Source organism: Comamonas sp. A7-5 (assembly GCF_039581385.1).
GTDB lineage: Bacteria > Pseudomonadota > Gammaproteobacteria > Burkholderiales > Burkholderiaceae_C > Comamonas > Comamonas thiooxydans.
The window spans coordinates 465,599-482,453 of record NZ_JBCPWO010000001.1; the positions used below are offsets into that span (position 1 = coordinate 465,599).

15 protein-coding genes are annotated in these 16,855 nt (G+C 63.1%); 7 read left to right on the plus strand and 8 right to left on the minus strand.

Features of this window, described 5'->3' with window-relative positions; translation table 11 throughout:
* Positions 1-3 precede the first annotated feature (3 nt).
* Entirely contained in the window at positions 4-336 is a 333-nt protein-coding gene (locus AAIL67_RS02100) for a chaperone modulator CbpM (RefSeq protein WP_034394175.1), read from the plus strand.
* A gap of 102 nt (positions 337-438) precedes the next feature.
* On the opposite strand, the gene AAIL67_RS02105 is transcribed toward AAIL67_RS02100, so the two are convergent.
* The 5 genes from AAIL67_RS02105 to AAIL67_RS02125 all read right to left on the minus strand — a co-directional run bounded on the left by AAIL67_RS02105 (position 439) and on the right by AAIL67_RS02125 (position 6,831).
* Entirely contained in the window at positions 439-600 is a 162-nt protein-coding gene (locus AAIL67_RS02105; protein ID WP_003056362.1) for a hypothetical protein, read from the minus strand.
* Between the two features lie 197 nt (positions 601-797).
* Entirely contained in the window at positions 798-2,453 is a 1,656-nt protein-coding gene (locus tag AAIL67_RS02110) for a dipeptide ABC transporter ATP-binding protein (protein WP_343483284.1), read from the minus strand.
* On the minus strand, positions 2,450-3,550 hold the full coding sequence (locus tag AAIL67_RS02115; RefSeq protein WP_343483285.1) for an ABC transporter permease: 1,101 nt from the start codon (positions 3,548-3,550) through the stop codon (positions 2,450-2,452). The genes AAIL67_RS02110 and AAIL67_RS02115 overlap by 4 nt, the downstream gene beginning before the upstream one ends.
* Positions 3,551-3,598: 48 nt before the next feature.
* Positions 3,599-4,627 (minus strand): ABC transporter permease subunit, encoded by a 1,029-nt coding sequence (locus AAIL67_RS02120; protein ID WP_034351795.1) that lies wholly within the window; start codon positions 4,625-4,627, stop codon positions 3,599-3,601.
* 389 nt (positions 4,628-5,016) lie between these two features.
* Entirely contained in the window at positions 5,017-6,831 is a 1,815-nt protein-coding gene (locus AAIL67_RS02125; protein WP_343483286.1) for an extracellular solute-binding protein, read from the minus strand.
* A gap of 120 nt (positions 6,832-6,951) precedes the next feature.
* Here AAIL67_RS02125 and fabI point away from each other — a divergent pair, with 120 nt between their 5' ends.
* The 3 genes from fabI (at position 6,952) to AAIL67_RS02140 (ending at position 9,530) form a co-directional block, all read left to right on the plus strand.
* Positions 6,952-7,752: an enoyl-ACP reductase FabI gene (gene fabI, locus AAIL67_RS02130; RefSeq protein WP_003063172.1), complete on the plus strand. Its 801-nt coding sequence runs from the start codon at positions 6,952-6,954 to the stop codon at positions 7,750-7,752.
* A 172-nt stretch (positions 7,753-7,924) separates the two neighbouring features.
* Complete coding sequence (locus AAIL67_RS02135; protein ID WP_034393115.1) at positions 7,925-8,446, plus strand: superoxide dismutase family protein; 522 nt, start codon at positions 7,925-7,927, stop codon at positions 8,444-8,446.
* A gap of 178 nt (positions 8,447-8,624) precedes the next feature.
* Positions 8,625-9,530, plus strand: a complete 906-nt coding sequence (locus AAIL67_RS02140; protein ID WP_082877214.1) for a DNA ligase — start codon at positions 8,625-8,627, stop codon at positions 9,528-9,530.
* A 61-nt stretch (positions 9,531-9,591) separates the two neighbouring features.
* On the opposite strand, the gene AAIL67_RS02145 is transcribed toward AAIL67_RS02140, so the two are convergent.
* Positions 9,592-10,320: an IclR family transcriptional regulator gene (locus tag AAIL67_RS02145; RefSeq protein WP_343483287.1), complete on the minus strand. Its 729-nt coding sequence runs from the start codon at positions 10,318-10,320 to the stop codon at positions 9,592-9,594.
* Between the two features lie 141 nt (positions 10,321-10,461).
* On the opposite strand from AAIL67_RS02145, the gene AAIL67_RS02150 reads away from it, so the two are divergent.
* The 3 genes from AAIL67_RS02150 (at position 10,462) to AAIL67_RS02160 (ending at position 13,777) form a co-directional block, all read left to right on the plus strand.
* Positions 10,462-11,397, plus strand: a complete 936-nt coding sequence (locus AAIL67_RS02150) for a hydroxymethylglutaryl-CoA lyase (RefSeq protein ID WP_343483288.1) — start codon at positions 10,462-10,464, stop codon at positions 11,395-11,397.
* Positions 11,398-11,442: 45 nt separating this feature from the next.
* Positions 11,443-12,657: a CaiB/BaiF CoA-transferase family protein gene (locus AAIL67_RS02155; RefSeq protein ID WP_343483289.1), complete on the plus strand. Its 1,215-nt coding sequence runs from the start codon at positions 11,443-11,445 to the stop codon at positions 12,655-12,657.
* Between the two features lie 157 nt (positions 12,658-12,814).
* Positions 12,815-13,777 carry a tripartite tricarboxylate transporter substrate binding protein gene (locus AAIL67_RS02160; protein WP_343483365.1) on the plus strand — a complete coding sequence of 321 codons (963 nt, stop codon included), beginning with the start codon at positions 12,815-12,817 and terminating at the stop codon, positions 13,775-13,777.
* A gap of 91 nt (positions 13,778-13,868) precedes the next feature.
* Here the strand turns inward: AAIL67_RS02160 and AAIL67_RS02165 are convergent, their stop codons facing one another.
* Positions 13,869-14,132, minus strand: coding sequence for a VanZ family protein (locus AAIL67_RS02165; RefSeq protein WP_343483290.1), 264 nt, complete (start codon positions 14,130-14,132; stop codon positions 13,869-13,871).
* 127 nt (positions 14,133-14,259) lie between these two features.
* Positions 14,260-16,782, minus strand: coding sequence for an arginine/lysine/ornithine decarboxylase (locus tag AAIL67_RS02170; RefSeq protein WP_343483291.1), 2,523 nt, complete (start codon positions 16,780-16,782; stop codon positions 14,260-14,262).
* Positions 16,783-16,855: the final 73 nt, after the last annotated feature.

Sequence of the window (16,855 nt, forward strand, 5' to 3'; positions counted from 1 at the left end):
CCCATGAGCCCCTCCCACTACCCTTTCTACGAACCTGCAGAGCTGCTGGAACAGGCCGTGCTCGATCTGCACGAGCTGGCGCGCCATTGCTGCACCAGCCCGCAATGGGTGATCGAGCATGTGCAGACAGGCGTCATCAGCTACGACAACGCAGGTCAGCTGCGCGAGATCAGCCACGAGCAATGGCGCTTCAGCAGCCAGACGCTGGTACGTGCACGCCGCATTGCCCAGCTGGAACACAGCTTCGACGCCGACCCTCAGCTCGCCGCCCTGACCACCGATCTCATCGAGGAAGTGCAGCAGCTGCGCCGCAAGCTGAAAAACCTACAGGGATGAGCAAACCAACGCTCTGAAGCCGTGAAAAGCAAAAAGCCCTCGTACCGAAGTGACGAGGGCTTTTTTGCGGGCCGCACACCAGGGCGCAGCCTGCCGCAGGAATTAGCCGTGGCGCTTGCCGGGCTGCTTCTTGCTGCGAGTGTGCGAACCACGCTCCAGGCTCACGCGCTGGCCACGGCCGGGAGTGGGCAGGGTCACGCCATTGGGTGCCTGGGGACGGGGAGTGGCCTTGCGGTCTGCTTCGGTAACGATCTTATTGCCCATGTCGAATTCTCAATTGGGAGGTTGAAAAGGATCAATTAGGCCACAGCCAGAGAATTCGCGCCAAATAAATACAAACTTTCGAGTGCGGATTCAGTGTTTTTCAGCGAATGCCTGCCTCGCGAATCAGTGAATCGACAGCAATTGCAGGCATTCAAAGCCTCAAACCTTTGAAGGGAAAGCGCTGCTCGCCATCACATTCAGACCACCGGAGGCTCGGCAACGACCCCGGCGGCCTCGACCAACTGGCGCGTATATGCCTGCCTCGGCGCAGTCAGCACCGCCTGCACATCGCCCTGCTCCACGATCTGCCCGTCCTTCATGACCAGCACCTCATGGGCCATGGCGCGAATCACGTCCACATCGTGGGTGATGAGCAGATAGGCCAGACCACGCTCCTTCTGCAGCCGCTGCAACAGGGCCAGCACTTGCTGTTGAATGGTGACATCGAGTGCACTCGTGGGCTCGTCCAGCACCAGGACCTCGGGCTCCATGATGAGCGCGCGTGAAATCGCCAGGCGCTGCCGCTGCCCGCCCGAGAATTCATGCGGATAGCGCTGCAGCAGGCCGGGAAACTGGGCCTCGGTCAAGCCCACCTCTTCGAGCATCTTGAGCACGCGCTCGCGCCGCGGCCCGGCAGCGAGCTCAGGGGCATGGATCCGCAGGCCTTCGCCGACGATCTCCTCCACCGTCATGCGCGGAGAGAGCGAGGAGAACGGATCCTGAAACACCACCTGGATCTTGCGCCGCAGCGCCAGATTGGCGGCGCTGTTGCGGATTGCCGGCTGCTGCCATTGCCTGCCAGCCACCTGCAGTTCCCCGGCCGCAGGCAACAGCCCCAGCACGGCCTGGGCCAGCGTGGATTTACCGGAGCCCGATTCACCGATCACGCCCAGGGTACGGCCGGGCCGCAGCAGCATATCCGCGCCCTTGACCGCGACGAACGCACCCTTTTTGAACCAGCCGCGAATGCCTGGCAAGGGCGTGGCATAGCTCACCTGCAAGGCCCGGGTTTGCACCACGGCAGCCTCACCGGCCGGCACGGTCTCATCTGCCACATTGCGTACCGGCCGGCTGGCCAGCAGCTTGCGGGTATAGGCATGCTGCGGGTTCCGCATGAGATCGGCCACTGCGCCCTGCTCCACGAGACGGCCTTTTTCCATGACGGCCACGCGGTCGGCAAAGCGGCGCACCAGGTTCAGGTCATGCGTGATCATCAGCACGGCCATGCCGGTCTGCCGCTGCAGATCGGCCAGCAAATCCAGGATCTGGCCACGCAGCGTCACATCCAGCGCCGTTGTCGGCTCGTCGGCCAGCAGCAGCCGGGGACGGCTGGCCAAGGCCATGGCAATCATGGCGCGCTGACGCTGGCCGCCGCTGAGCTGGTGCGGAAAGCTCTGCGCGCGACGCTCTGGCTCAGGGATGCCGGTAGTGGCCAGCAGCTCGACGGCCTGCTTCAAGGCCTGGGCCCGGCTCAAGGCCTGCTTGAGCTGCAGCACCTCCGCCACCTGCGCGCCGACGGTCATCAGCGGGTTCAGCGCCGTCATCGGCTCCTGAAAGATCATGGCGATATCACCGCCGCGTATGCCCTGCATCTCGCGCTCCGAAAGCCCCAGCAGATCGCGCCCGTCCAGCAAGGCTTGGCCACCCAGTTGCGCATCGCCCACCAGGCGCAGCAGCGACAGCGCCGTGACCGACTTGCCCGAGCCGGACTCCCCCACCAGCGCCAGCTTTTCACCGGCTGCAAGTTCGAAGCTCACATCCTGCACCACGGGCTTGCCCGCAAAAGACACGCTCAGATCGTGCACGGCCAGCAGCTTGCTGCCGGCCTGGCCTTCATATTTCTCCTTGCTCATGGCTTGCCTCCTGCGCGCTTTGCAGTCCCGGTGTGCGCCTGCTTGCGCGGGTCCAGCGCATCGCGCAGGGCATCCCCCATAAAGGTCAGCAACAGCAGCGTGATGACCAGCACGCCAAAGGTGGACAGGGAAATCCACCAGGCATCGATATTGTTCTTGCCCTGGCTCAGCAGCTCACCCAGGCTGGGCGTGCCCGGCGGGACGCCCAGACCCAGAAAATCGAGCGAGGTCAGCGCCAGGATGGCCCCGCTCATGCGAAACGGCAAAAAGGTGATCACCGGCGTCATGCTGTTGGGCAGAATGTGGCGAAAGATGATGGAGCGATTGCTGGCACCCAGCGCCTGGGCGGATTTCACATAGTCGAGCTGGCGATTGCGCAGAAACTCGGCTCTCACATAGTCGGCCAGCCCCATCCAGCCGAACAGGCTCAGCAGGATCAGCAGCAGCGAGACACTGGGCGCAAACAGCGCGCTGAAGATGATGAGCAGGTAGAGCTCGGGCATGGAGCCCCAGATTTCCGTCAGGCGCTGGAAGGCCAGATCAGTCTTGCCGCCAAAAAAGCCCTGCACCGCTCCCGCCAGCACGCCCAGCAGCACGCCCACGGCCGTCAGCGCCAGGCCGAACAACACGCTGACGCGAAAACCGTAGATGAGCTGCGCCAGCAGATCGCGCCCCCGGTCGTCGGTGCCCAGCCAGTTGTCGGCCGACGGCGCAGAAGGATTGGGCGACTTGGCAAAGTAGTTGATGGTGGACTTGCCATAGCGGTTGATGGGGAAGATCGCCCAGTTGTCGCCCTCGCCAAGCCTTTGCTGAATGAAGGGATCGAGGTAATCGGTCGGCGTATGGAAATCGCCGCCAAACGTGGTTTCCGGGTAATCGTGCAGCAGCGGCAGATAGGTCTGCCCCTCGTAGCGCACGATGAGCGGCTTGTCGTTGGACAGCAGTTCGGCAAACAGGCTGAGCAACACCAGCACCGAGAAGACCAGCAGGCTGGCAAAGCCCAGTCGATTGCCTTTGAAGCGCCGCCAGGCCCGGCGCCCAGGGGATTCGGACTTGGCAGCAGGCGCCGCCGGCGCACGCTCTACTCCTGTATTCATAGCTTCTTGCGCTTGCAGGGCATTGGTTTGAGGCTTATTTTGCATAAATCAGTCAAACTTGACCCGGGGGTCCACCCAGACATAGCAAAGATCGCTGATGAGCTTGGTCACCAGGCCGATCAGCGTGAACAGATACAGCGTGCCCAGCACCACGGGAAAGTCGCGCCGGATCACGCTTTCATAGCTGAGCAGACCCAGGCCGTCGAGCGAGAACAGGGTCTCGATCAGCAGCGCGCCGGCAAAGAAGGCGCCGATGAAAGCCGAGGGAAAGCCCGTGACGATGGGAATCAGCGCATTGCGAAACACATGCTTGTAGAGCACCTGGCGCTCGGACAGACCCTTGGCGCGGGCCGTCAGCACATACTGCTTGCGGATCTCTTCGAGAAACGAGTTCTTGGTCAGCATGGCTGTCACGGCAAAGCTGCCGGCCACCATGGCCGTCACAGGCAGCGCGATATGCCAGAGATAGTCCGCCACCTTGCCCATGGTGCTGAGTTCGTCGAAATTGGCCGATGTCAGCCCGCGCAGCGGAAACCACTGCAGCTGCCCGCCAAAGACGACCAGCAGCGCCACGCCCAGCACAAAGCCCGGAATGGCATAGCCGATGAGAATCACGATTGTGGTCGCCAGATCGAAGCGCGAGCCGGCCCGCACAGCCTTGGCCACGCCCAGTGGCACGGCCACCAGATAGCTGATGAAAAACGTCCACAGCCCCAGGCTGATGGAGACCGGCAGTTTTTCCTTGACCAGCGCCCAGACGCTTTTGTTCTGAAAAAAGCTGGTGCCCAGATCGAAGCGCGCGAACTGGCCCAGCATCTGCACAAAGCGTTCTACCGGGGGCTTGTCAAAGCCGTACAGCGCCTTGATCTCTTCGAGCCGCTTGGGATCCACGCCCTGGCCGCCCCGGTAGCTCATGGAAGCGCCTTCGGCGCCGTGTCCGGCACCGGCCTTGGCCTCGGCCAGATACTGCTCCACCGGGCCACCGGGCACGAACTGGATGACGACAAAGGTCAGCAGCAGCACGCCCAGCAGCGTGGGGATCATCAGCAAAATGCGTTTGAGAATATAGGCAAACATCTTCGATCAACCCTTGTTTTCAGCCGCGGCAGCGCTGGCCGCAGCGCCGGATCATCCCAAGCAGGGGGCAGCGACCCGTACAACGGTGGAGCGTGGGGGCCACTTTACCTGGGCCGCCGCGCCGGGCCGCCCCAAGCAAGGCCAGCCCCCTCGGGGGGCAGCGACCCGTGCAACGGTGGAGCGTGGGGGCCACTTTACCTGGGCCGCAGCGCCGGCCGCCCCAAGCAGGGCCAGCCCCCTTGGGGGGCAGCGCCCTTGGGGGGCAGCGCCCCGTGCAACGGTGGAGCGTGGGGGCCACCTTACCTGGGCCGCAGCGCCGGGCCGCCCCAAGCAAGGCCAGCCCCCTCGGGGGGCAGCGACCCGTGCAACGGTGGAGCGTGGGGGTCACCTTACTTGACCCACCAGGCATAGACGGCCCATAGCTCGCCCGGCGAATAGGCCGGAATCTGCCCCGGCAGCGCCAACTTCCAGGCGTCATAGACCATGCGGTGCGTGCCCGAGTAATACTGCGGGATCAGGTAATGGCCGTGGACGATGATGCGCTCCAGCGCGTGGCAGGCGGACAGCATCTGCTGCTCGGACTTGGCCGCAGCCATCTGGGCGATGATGGCATCCACGGCCTTGCTCTTGAGACCGACATAGTTCGAGGCTCCCTCCACATCGGCGGCGGCGCTGCCGAACAGCTCGGCATATTCCTGGCCCGGATTGTGCGTGCCGGGCACGTTGAGCGTCACGATGTCGAAATCGTATTTGTCCATGCGCTGCTGATAGAGCGCGTAGTCCACATTGCGGACCTTGAGAGTGATGCCCAGCTTTTCCAGATTGCGCATCCAGCTGCTGACGATCTTGACACCGCTCTCGCTGCTGTCCAGATATTCCAGCACCATGGGCTCGCCCTTGGCGTTGCGCAAGGCTCCATCCCTGACCGTCCAGCCGGCATCGGCCAGCAGCTTCTGCGCACGCCGCAGATTGCCGCGCAGGCCATCAGGCCCGTCGGTACGTGGCGGCTGGGCCATCTGCCCCAGCGTGCCTGGCGGCAGACTGCTCTCATAGGGCTTGAGCAGGGCCAACTCGGCATCACTGGGATCGCCCGTGGTTTCGCAAGCGGTGTTGCCAAACAATCCATGCACGCGCTGATATGCGCCATAGAACATCTGACGGCTCATCCACTCAAAGTCATAAGCCAGGCCCAGGGCCTCGCGCACGCGTACATCCTTGAGCTGCTCGCGGCGCAGGTTCAGAAAGAAGCTCTGAAAGCCCGAGGGCAGCTTGTTCTCGAACGCGCCCTTGACCAGTTCGCCCGAGGCGAAGCGCCGCCCCGTCAGACGCCTGGCCCAGTCGCCCGCGCTGTTGATGCGCATGAGATCGAACTCACCGGCCTTGAGTGCCTCCAGCCGCGCCGTGTTGTCCTTGTAGATCTTGATGGTGACTCGGTCAAAATTGGCCAAACCGACACGCACCGGCAAGGCTGCCCCCCAATACTTAGGGTCGCGAACATAGCTGATGTCCTTGCCAAACTTGACCGGCCCTATCTTGTAGGGCCCGCTGCCGATGGGCGTGTCCATCACCACCTGATCGAAGGCCTTGGGCTTGCCATCCGCGCCCAGCCCCCAGTCACGGCTGAACACCGGCAACAGGGCGCCCACGGTCAGCGGCAGGTCGCGATTGGGCTTTTTGAAGCGAAAGCGCACCGTGCGCTCGTCGAGCACATCACAGGCAGCCACCTCGGCAAACAGCGTCTTGTAGCCGGGCGAGACATATTTGCTCAGCAGCGTCTCGTAGCTGTGCTTCACATCCTGAGCCAGCACGGGCTTGCCGTTGTGAAAACGCGCCTGCTTGCGCAGCTTGAAGGTCGCGGACAGGCCGTCGGCCGCCACCTCCACATCCTCGGCCAGCAGGCCGTAGCCCGTGGCCGTCTCGTCGAGACTGGGGGTCAGCAGGGTCTCGAACAGCATGTCCGCCAGATAGGCAGGCGGCGAGCCCTTGATGGTGAAGGGGTTGTACTTGTCGAAGGTCGAATAGCGCAGATTGCTGACCATGCGCAACTCGCCGCCCTTGGGCGCTTGAGGGTTCACATAGTCAAAGTGCTTGAAGTCGGCCGCGTACCTGGGCTGACCCCAGAGCGCATAGCCATGTGCTGCCAGGGCAGGTGTGGCAACTTGGCTGCTGACAATCAGGGCTGAGCAAATCATCCAATGGCGCATGCGACAATTCTGCCCTACCCCGACTGATTCGCACCCAGTTCGAACAGATACGTTTTCAAAGATGGCGCGTCTGCCACAGATGCAGCCATCGTCTCTTTCAATTTTCTTTGGAGAACAACAATGGGTTTTCTCGCCGGTAAAAAGCTGCTGATCACGGGCGTTCTGTCCAACCGTTCCATTGCCTACGGCATTGCCAAGGCCTGCCATGAGCAAGGCGCAGAACTGGCTTTCAGCTATGTGGGTGAACGCTTCAAGGACCGCATCACCGAATTTGCTGCCGACTTCGACTCCAAGCTGGTGTTCGACTGCGACGTGGGCGACGACGCCCAGATCGAAAAGCTGTTCGCCGACCTGGGTGCCACCTGGGGCAAGTTCGACGGCTTTGTGCACTCCATCGGTTTTGCCCCCCGTGAAGCCATTGCCGGCAACTTCCTCGACGGTCTGAGCCGCGAGAACTTCAAGATCGCCCACGATATCAGCGCCTACAGCTTCCCCGCCATGGCCAAGGCAGCCCTGCCTTACCTGAACGACAAGTCCTCGCTGCTGACCCTGTCCTATCTGGGCGCTCTGCGCTCCATCCCCAACTACAACACCATGGGCCTGGCCAAGGCATCGCTGGAAGCATCCGTGCGTTACCTGGCAGAAGCCGTGGGTCGCACTGCCGACGGCCGCGCCATTCGTGCCAACGGCATCTCCGCCGGCCCCATCAAGACCCTGGCTGCCTCCGGCATCAAGGACTTCGGCAAGCTGCTGGGCCGTGTGGCCGACGCCGCTCCTCTGCGCCGCAACGTGACCATTGAAGACGTGGGCAATGTCGCGGCCTTCCTGCTGTCCGACCTGGCCTCCGGCGTGACCGCCGAGATCACCTATGTGGACGGCGGCTTCAGCCAGACCGCAGGCCTGTCTGCCGATCAGGTCTGAGCCCCAGGCTTTTGACGACACCAGCCCCGCAGGCCTCAGCAGCCTGCGGGGCTTTGTTTTTTGGGGCCGTGCCCAACATCTTGGCCCTTGCCCTACAAGCGCGGCAAAGCACTGACGCTATGGTTCACAGTGTTTTCTCTATGGTTCTGACGAATATTCAAGAGGAGCTTACATGCCATATCGTTTTCTCATCCTGACCGCATCCGCTGCTGCCCTGACGGCCTGCAGCACCCCCGAGCCCCAGCCCGCCCAGGCCATCGCCAGGCTGCAGGCCACTTCGGGTAGCAAGGTCGGCGGCGATGTGAAATTCACCCAGAAGACCGGCCAGCAGGTGATGGTCAATGCCGTGATTCACGGCCTCAAGCCCAATTCCGAGCATGGCTTTCACATCCACGACAAGGGCGACTGTGGCGACAATGGCAATGCCGCTGCCGGCCACTTCAACCCGCTGGGCAATCCGCATGGCAAATATGACTCGACCCAGCACCATATGGGCGACCTGCCCAGCCTGAAGGCCGACTCCAACGGCGTGGCCACCGTCAACGTACAGTCGGCAGACATCACCTTGCTGGCCGGCCCCGGCAATGTCATAGGCCGGGCGGTCATTGTCCATGCACAGCCCGACGACTACACCACCCAGCCCACGGGCAATGCCGGCGCGCGCATCGCCTGCGCCGTCATCAGCCGCGACTGAAGGTCTTGCCCCTTTGACAAAAGCCGCTGCCTGGCTGCAGCGGCTTTTTCATTGAAATCACCGCAATTACTTATGGATAAGCCGCTGATAGCCATGTTTTTTGATATGGGTTCGTACCCGCATCGACAGCATAGGCTCCGCGCTCTAGCATGAGCTGCCTCTTTACCGGGAGATAGCCATGCCTGAGCCACGGCATCGCCCCCTGCGGGAATGCATTCTCTGGCTGGTCTGTGCCTGTCTCTGCATGGGCTTTGTTGCCGTGCGGGCCCAGACCACGACACAGCAGCCTTCGCTGATGCTGGCCCAGATCTGGCGCAGCGGCCTGCCGCTGCAGGACTATTGGGTCAGCGAGAAACTGGATGGCGTACGCGGCTACTGGAACGGCCACCAGCTTGTCAGCCGTGGCGGGCAGCGGATCGCGACGCCAGAGTGGTTTGTTCGGGACTGGCCGGCCACCCCCATGGATGGCGAGCTCTGGGCCGGACGCGGCCGGTTTTCCCATGCCCAGTCCACCACGGCACAGGCCATCCCGGATGATCGGGCCTGGCGCCAGATGAGATTCATGGTGTTTGATCTGCCCGCGGCTCCGGGCAGCTTTGACCAGCGCCTGCCGCTGCTGCAGCGCACCGTCGGGGCCATTGCCCAGGACTGGGTGCAGATGGTGGAGCAGCGCAAGCTGGGCTCGGAAGCCGAGTTGCGGCAATGGCTGCACACAGTCGTCAAAGGCGGCGGCGAGGGCTTGATGCTGCACAAAGGCAGCGCCCCCTATCGCCCGGGCCGCAGCGACGATCTGCTCAAGCTCAAGCCTTTCGATGATGCCGAAGCCCGGGTCATAGGCTACAAAAGCGGACGCGGACAATGGCAGGGCATGACGGGTGCGCTGCTGGTGCAGACCCCGGACGGCAAGCAGTTTTCACTGGGCTCCGGACTGACGGCGCAGATGCGCAAAAGCCCGCCCGCGCTGGGCAGCTGGGTCACCTACCGCTACCAGGGCCTGCACGAAAAAAGCGGGCTGCCGCGCTTTGCCCGCTTTTTGCGCGTGCGCAGCGAGCCGGGCTTTCAGCCCGAGCCGGCAGGCCCGTGACTCGGGCTTCATCGCTGCCTGCGACTGCCGGTCCTGCGTCTCAAGCCCACGGCGCCCAAACCTACGGCAGTTGCGCCCCCAGGTCGCGCGCGGCCTGCAACACGTTTTTGACATAGCGCTCGTCATAGCGATGCGCTGGCATGGTCAGCGTCAGGGCGGCCGCCAGATCGCCGCTGCGGCGAAAGACCGGAGCCGAGATGCCGGCGATCTCGCTATGTCTGTCGCCCACCAGGGCTTCGTAGCCATCGGCCCGTACACGCGCATAGTGGTTGCGATTCTTCTTCACCCAGTCGCCCAGCTCCGGATCGAAAGCGACCAGCACACGCCCGCCAGCTCCCTTATCCAGGGGGAGCAGATCGCCGGCACGCGCATGATCGCGTACCGGGTGCGGCGAATCCACACGGTACAGACACAGGCGTTCACGCCCCTGGCGCACATGGTAGGCAGCGCTCTCGCCCGTAGCCTGAACCAGTGCGCGCAACACCGGCATGACCAGTTTATCCAGCGAAAAGCTCTGCTCATAAACCACATGCAGCCTGGCCACGGCCGGGCCCACCGCATAGCGCCCGTCATCCTGGCGCTGAACCCAGCCGCCATGCTCCAGAGAGGCCAGCAGCCTCAGCACCGTGCTCTTGTAGAGCCGGGTGCGCTCGGCCAGCTCGGCCAGGCTCAGCGCGGCATCGCCATCCTGGAATGCACTCAGCACGCTGAGAGCGCGGTCCACTGCGGCCACACCGCCAGGTGCGGCATTTTCGTCGGCTACGGATTCATTCAGGGATTTACGCGGCATGGAAACTCCTGCCCCGCATCTTGACAGGGCATCAGTACGCAAGGCAATATTTCAATAGAAAGAATTAAATTCTATCAGACAGAACATCATTAAAGCATTGTGCCAGCCGCAATGCAAGCATGAAATCCAAGTGAGGCAACCATGTCATTCCCCCAGCGTTTCGATCTCCTGATCAGCGAAGTCGGCCCCCGCGACGGCCTGCAGTCGATCTCGGCCACCATGAGCACGGCCCACAAACATGCATGGATCGATGCTCTGGTGGCAGCGGGCGTGCAGGAGATCGAGGTCGGCTCCTTTGTCTCGCCCAAACTGCTGCCGCAGATGGCCGATGCCGCCGAGGTCGTACGCCACGCCGTCACCCATCCCGGCGTCACCATCATGGCCCTGGTGCCCAATCTCAAGGGCGCCGAAGCCGCCATGCGCGCCGGCGCGCACAAGATCACGCTGCCCGTATCGGCCAGCCCCGCGCACTCCATGGCCAATGTGCGCAAGACACCCGCGCAGATGGTGGAAGAAGTGCGCGCCATCGCCAGGCTGCGCGATGAGATCGCCCCTGCCGTGCATATCGAGGCCGGCATCTCCACCGCTTTCGGCTGCACCCTGCAGGGCCTGGTGCCCGAGGACGAGGTGATTGCGCTGGCTGCCGCCTGCGTGGCCGCCGGCGCCGACGAATCGGGCCTGTCCGACACCACGGGCATGGCCAACCCGGCCCAGGTCAAGCGCCTGTTCACACGCCTGCGCAGCGAACTCGGCGACAAGGCCGGTGCCGCACATATGCACAACACCCGAGGCCTGGGCCTGGCCAACTGCCTGGCTGCCTATGAAGCCGGCGTGCGCACTTTCGACGCTTCCCAGGCCGGACTGGGCGGCTGCCCCTATGCCCCCGGCGCCTCGGGCAATGTGGTGACCGAAGATCTGGTCTTCATGTTCGAAGCCATGGGGCTGCGCACCGGCATTGACATTGAGCGATTGCTTGCAGCGCGAGAAACGCTGGCCGCCGGCCTGCCGGGCGAGGCGCTCTACGGCATGCTGCCACCCGCGGGCCTGCCCAAGGGCTTTGTGCCTCAGCGCTACTGATCACACAGCGGCTCGCCCATGAGCCGAAGACAAGAAGAGATGAATATGCACGCCTCAACCGAAACCGCCGAGACTTCCTCCCCCCTGCCCTATAGCGGCATCCGCGTGGTGGAGTTCACCCATATGGTCATGGGCCCCAGCTGCGGCCTGATGCTGGCCGACCTGGGCGCCGAAGTCATCAAGGTCGAGCCCGTGGGCCACGGCCGCAACGGCGATGCCACGCGCAAGCTGCTCGGCTCGGGCTCGGGCTTTTTCCCGCTGTTCAACCGCAACAAGAAAAGCCTGACGCTGGATCTGCAGACCCCCGAGGGCAAGGAAGCCGCGCTCAAGCTGATCGCCACGGCCGATGTGGTGACCGAAAACTTCAAGCCCGGCACCATGAAGAAGCTGGGCCTGGACTATGAAAGTCTCAAGCAACAATTCCCACGCCTCATCTATGTGAGTCACAAGGGCTTTCTGCCCGGCCCCTACGAACACCGCACGGCCCTCGACGAGGTGGTGCAGATGATGGGCGGCCTGGCCTATATGACGGGCCGGCCCGGCGACCCGCTGCGCGCGGGCACCAGTGTCAACGACATCATGGGCGGTATGTTCGGTGCCATGGGAGCCATGGCCGCCCTGGCCCAGCGCGAGAAGACCGGCAAGGGCCAGGAAGTGCAGAGCGCTCTGTTCGAGAACAATGTGTTTCTGATCGCCCAGCACATGATGCAGTACGCGGTGACCGGCAAGCCTGCAGCACCCATGCCCGCACGCATTTCGGCCTGGGCGATCTACGACGTGTTCGAGGTCCAGGGCGGCGAGCAGATCTTTCTGGCCGTGGTCAGCGACGGCGCATGGCGCGAGTTCTGCGATGCCTTTGGCCTGGAGCAGCTGCGTGACGATCCGCGCCTTGGCAGCAACAACGACCGCGTGCAGGCCCGCAGCTGGCTGATGCCGCTGCTGCGCGAAACCATGGCCGGCTACAGCGCCGCGCATATCGCCAGCGTCTTCGAGGACAAGGGCCTGCCGTTTGCGCCCATCGCCCGCCCGCACGATCTGCTCGAAGACCCGCACCTGAACGCCACCGGTGCGCTGGCCCCCATCACCTTGCCCGACGGCCGCGACAGCAAGACCGTGCTGCTGCCGCTGACCCTGGACGGCAAGCATCTGCAGGTGCGCCTCTCGCCGCCCAAGCTCGGCGAGCACAGCCTGGAGATTCTGACAGCGCTGGGCTACAGCCAGGCCCAGGCCCGGGCACTGGCACAGGGCCAGCCCGACTGAGCGGCCCTGCGGGGCCATCGCCCCGCACGACTCATCCACCCCAGAACAGGGCGCCCACGCGCGCCCTGCGGGGATTCTTTCGCCCCATTTCCATCATTCAGGAGACAAAACCATGCCGTACAGCCCCTCTTCCCGACACCCGAACCGCCGCCTGGCGATGGCAGCATGCGCGCTGACGGCCATGACGCTGGCCGCCGGCAGTGCTGCGGCCCAGCCCGGCGAATGGCCTGCCAAGTCGATACGCATGGTCGTGCCCTTCACGCCTGGCGGCGGCACCGACACGGTGACGCGCCAGATCAGCGAACGCATGGCGACCGCGAATCGCTGGGTCATCGTAGTGGACAACAAGCCTGGCGCGGGCGGCAATATCGGCCTCGATGCCGTCGCCAAGGCGCCGGCCGACGGCTATACCTTCGGCATGGGGCAGACCGCCAATCTGGCCATCAATCCCTCGCTGCTGCCCAGCATGCCGTTCAACGCCAAGACCGATCTGCTTCCCGTGGCGCTGGTGGCCTCGCAGCCCGTGGTGCTGGTCGTGCCCACCGATTCGCCCTGGAAATCACTGCAGGATCTGATCGCCGCGGCCAAGGCCCAGCCTGGAGCCATCAAGCAAGGTCTGGCTTCCACAGGCACCGTGGGCCATCTGGCGGGGGAAATGCTTTCCTACAAGGCCAAGATCGATGTGCTCAACGTGCCCTACAAAGGCGCCGCGCCGGCCGTGACCGACCTGCTGGGCAAGCAGACCCACTATATGTTCGGCACGCCTCAGGCGGTCTACCCCATGATCAAGGGCCAGCGCCTGCGCGCACTGGCCGTGACCTCGGCCAAGCGTCTTGCCATCCTGCCTCAGGTACCCACCGTGGCCGAGTCCGGCTTTCCGGGCTTTGAAGCCGTGGACTGGAAGCTGATCGTGGCCCCCAGGAACACGCCTGCAGCGCTGGCGCAGAAGATCAACGCCGCAGTGAACACCGGCTTGCAGGACCCTGCAGTGCTCAAACAGCTGCAGTCCGAAGGCAGCACACCCATGGGGGGCAGCCTGCAGGATGCCCAGGCCTATCTGCAAAAGGAGCAAGCCAGCTGGGCCGCGCTCATCCGCGACGCGAAGATCATTCTGGAATAGTCATCAAAATCAGTAGCTGCCTGCGCAATAACCACCTATGTTTCAAATAGATTCATTTCTATATACGATACAGGTCAAGCGCAAGCAGCTACTATTTTTGCTTCATGTAGCGCAGCCCCTGAATGAACAGCACAGCCAGGCTCGCGCCCGCGGCATTGGCCAGCACATCCAGCCACTCGGCTGACCGCGTGGGGACGACGCCGGCCTGCAGCAGCTCGATCACGCCGCCGTAGCCGACACAGACCAGCGCCACGGCCAGTGCTTGCTCGGCGGTCCAGCGCAAGCCCGTAGCATGCGCACGCGCCAGAGCATGAACAAGGCCCAGCCCAGGCTGGCTGCCGCCAACAGCTTCCACAGAGGCACGGCGCCAGCCGGTTGCAGGAATGAATGCATGGCAGGGATATGAAAAAGCCCGAAGTGCAGGCACTCCGGGCTGATGTGCAAAAAGGCCGGGATCGCCCCGACCTTGCAAAAGCCAAGGCTTATGCGGCCTTCCTTGCCGTTTTGGCCGCAGCCTTCACCGCAGGCTTTGCGGCGGACTTGGCTGCCGCCTTTGTTACCGGCTTTGTTGCCGGCTTTTTGGCGGGTGTCTTGGCAACTGGCGTGGTTACGGGCGCCGCAGCCGTCTTCTTGGCAGTCGTCTTCTTGGCAGCGGGCTTCTTCACCGCAGCAGTCTTCTTCACTGCCACAGGCTTGACGCTTTCCTCGGCCACGCAGTCCGCGTAGTAGCGGATCTCGCCGTTTTCGTCTTCCAGCTCGACCAGACCGTGGATATCGGTCTCGAAGCCCGGGCATTCCTTGGCGAATTCGCGCGCGAACACCAGGTAGTCAACGATCTTCTTGTTGAAGACTTCACCGGGGATCAGCAGCGGAATTCCGGGCGGGTAAGGCGTCACCAGACCCACGGTGGTGCGGCCGACCAGATGGTCGATTTCCACGCGCTCGGTCTTGCGCTGCGCGATATGCGCGTAGGCATCCGAGGGCTTCATCGTGGGCTTGAGATCCGACAGATACATCTCGGTCGTCAGGCGTGCGATGTCGTACTTGGCATACAGCTCGTGCACATGCTGGCACAGATCGCGCAGGCCCATGCGCTCGTAGCGGCGGTGCTGCTGGCAGAACTCGGGCAGGATGCGCGCCAGCGGCTGGTTGCGGTCGTAGTCGTCCTTGAACTGCTGCAGCGCGGTCAGCATGGTGTTCCAGCGGCCCTTGGTGATGCCGATGGTGAACATGATGAAGAAGGAATACAGGCCGGTCTTCTCGACCACCACGCCATGCTCGGCCAGGTACTTGGTGACGATGGACGCAGGAATGCCGGTATCGGCAAAGTCGCCGTCCAGATCCAGGCCGGGCGTGACGATGGTGGACTTGATCGGGTCCAGCATGTTGAAGCCATCGGCCAGATCGCCAAAGCCGTGCCAGTTGTCGAACTCCTTGCCGTTCTTCTTGGAGCGGGTCTTGGTCGATGCGTCCGTACCACGGATGATCCAGTCCTGGGCCGTGCCCACGCCTTCCTCGGCCAGGGCTTCAGGGCCCCAGACCTCGAACCACCAGTCGTCGTCGCCGAACTCGTCTTCCACCTTGCGCATGGCACGGCGGAAGTCCAGTGCCTCGACAATCGACTCTTCCACCAGCGCCGTGCCGCCGGGCGGCTCCATCATGGCAGCAGCCACGTCGCAGCTGGCAATGATGCTGTACTGGGGGCTGGTCGAGGTGTGCATCAGATACGCCTCGTTGAACAGCGGGTGATCCAGCTTCTCGGTCTGCGAGTCCTGCACCAGCACATGCGAGGCCTGGCTGATGCCGGCGAGCAGCTTGTGGATGGACTGGGTGGCATAGACCACCGAGTGCATCGGGCGCTTGCGCTTCTTGCCCATGGCGTGATAGCTGCCATAGAAGGGGTGGAAGGCAGCGTGGGGCAGCCAGGCCTCATCGAAGTGCAGATTGGCCACATAGCCGTCCAGCATGCCCTTGATGGTCTCGGTGTTGTAGAGCACGCCGTCGTAGGTGGACTGCGTCAGCGTCAGCACGCGGGGCTTGACGGCCTTGGCGTCCACGCCCTTGAGCAGCGGGTTGGCGGCAATCTTGGCCTGGATGGACTCGACCGAGAACTCGCTCTGCGGAATCGGGCCGATGATGCCGAAGTGATTGCGCGTCGGCTTGAGGAACACCGGAATCGCACCGGTCATGATGATGGAGTGCAGGATGGACTTGTGGCAGTTGCGATCCACCACCACCACATCGCCGGGTGCCACGGTGTGGTGCCAGACGATCTTGTTGGAGGTCGATGTGCCATTGGTCACAAAGTAGCAGTGATCGGCATTGAAGATGCGCGCGGCATTGCGCTCGGACTCGCCGATGGCGCCGTTGTGGTCCAGCAGCTGGCCCAGCTCTTCCACGGCATTGCAGACGTCGGCGCGCAGCATGTTCTCACCGTAGAACTGGTGATACATCTGACCCACGGGACTCTTCAGAAAGGCCACGCCACCCGAGTGACCGGGGCAGTGCCAGCTGTAGGAGCCATCTTCGGCGTAGTCCAGCAGCGCCTTGAAGAACGGAGGCTGCACGCTCTCCAGGTAGCTCTTGGCTTCACGGATGATGTGCTTGGCCACGAACTCGGGCGTGTCCTCGAACATGTGAATGAAGCCATGCAGCTCACGCAGAATGTCGTTGGGCAGGTGACGGCTGGTCTTGGTCTCGCCGTAGATATAGATGGGCACCTCCTCATTCTTTCGGCGCACTTCACCGATGAAGTCACGCAGGCTGTGAATGATGGGGTCCTTGTCGCCGCCGAGCTGGAATTCCTCGTCGTCGATCGACAAAATGAAGGCACTGGCGCGGCTTTGCTGCTGGGCGAATTGCGACAGATCGCCATAGCTGGTCACGCCCAGGACTTCAAAGCCCTCTTCTTCAATGGCTTGAGCCAGGGCGCGGATGCCCAGTCCCGAGGTGTTCTCGGAACGATAGTCCTCGTCGATGATGACGATGGGAAAGCGAAACTTCATGAACAGCCTCCGTACCAATCAGGCCTAAAAAACGAAACAGCCGCGAAGTGTAAGGAATATCCTTATTGCGGCT

Bases quoted from the DNA above. Each gene is read 5' to 3' on its own strand.
- AAIL67_RS02160 (WP_343483365.1), top strand. From the start codon at position 12,815: ATGGCAGCATGCGCGCTGACGGCCATGACGCTGGCCGCCGGCAGTGCT.
- fabI (WP_003063172.1), top strand. From the start codon at position 6,952: ATGGGTTTTCTCGCCGGTAAAAAGCTGCTGATCACGGGCGTTCTGTCC.
- AAIL67_RS02125 (WP_343483286.1), bottom strand. From the start codon at position 6,831: ATGCGCCATTGGATGATTTGCTCAGCCCTGATTGTCAGCAGCCAAGTT.
- AAIL67_RS02120 (WP_034351795.1), bottom strand. From the start codon at position 4,627: ATGTTTGCCTATATTCTCAAACGCATTTTGCTGATGATCCCCACGCTG.
- AAIL67_RS02135 (WP_034393115.1), top strand. From the start codon at position 7,925: ATGCCATATCGTTTTCTCATCCTGACCGCATCCGCTGCTGCCCTGACG.
- AAIL67_RS02140 (WP_082877214.1), top strand. From the start codon at position 8,625: ATGCCTGAGCCACGGCATCGCCCCCTGCGGGAATGCATTCTCTGGCTG.
- AAIL67_RS02115 (WP_343483285.1), bottom strand. From the start codon at position 3,550: ATGAATACAGGAGTAGAGCGTGCGCCGGCGGCGCCTGCTGCCAAGTCC.
- AAIL67_RS02105 (WP_003056362.1), bottom strand. From the start codon at position 600: ATGGGCAATAAGATCGTTACCGAAGCAGACCGCAAGGCCACTCCCCGT.
- AAIL67_RS02155 (WP_343483289.1), top strand. From the start codon at position 11,443: ATGCACGCCTCAACCGAAACCGCCGAGACTTCCTCCCCCCTGCCCTAT.
- AAIL67_RS02150 (WP_343483288.1), top strand. From the start codon at position 10,462: ATGTCATTCCCCCAGCGTTTCGATCTCCTGATCAGCGAAGTCGGCCCC.
- AAIL67_RS02100 (WP_034394175.1), top strand. From the start codon at position 4: ATGAGCCCCTCCCACTACCCTTTCTACGAACCTGCAGAGCTGCTGGAA.
- AAIL67_RS02110 (WP_343483284.1), bottom strand. From the start codon at position 2,453: ATGAGCAAGGAGAAATATGAAGGCCAGGCCGGCAGCAAGCTGCTGGCC.
- AAIL67_RS02145 (WP_343483287.1), bottom strand. From the start codon at position 10,320: ATGCCGCGTAAATCCCTGAATGAATCCGTAGCCGACGAAAATGCCGCA.
- AAIL67_RS02170 (WP_343483291.1), bottom strand. From the start codon at position 16,782: ATGAAGTTTCGCTTTCCCATCGTCATCATCGACGAGGACTATCGTTCC.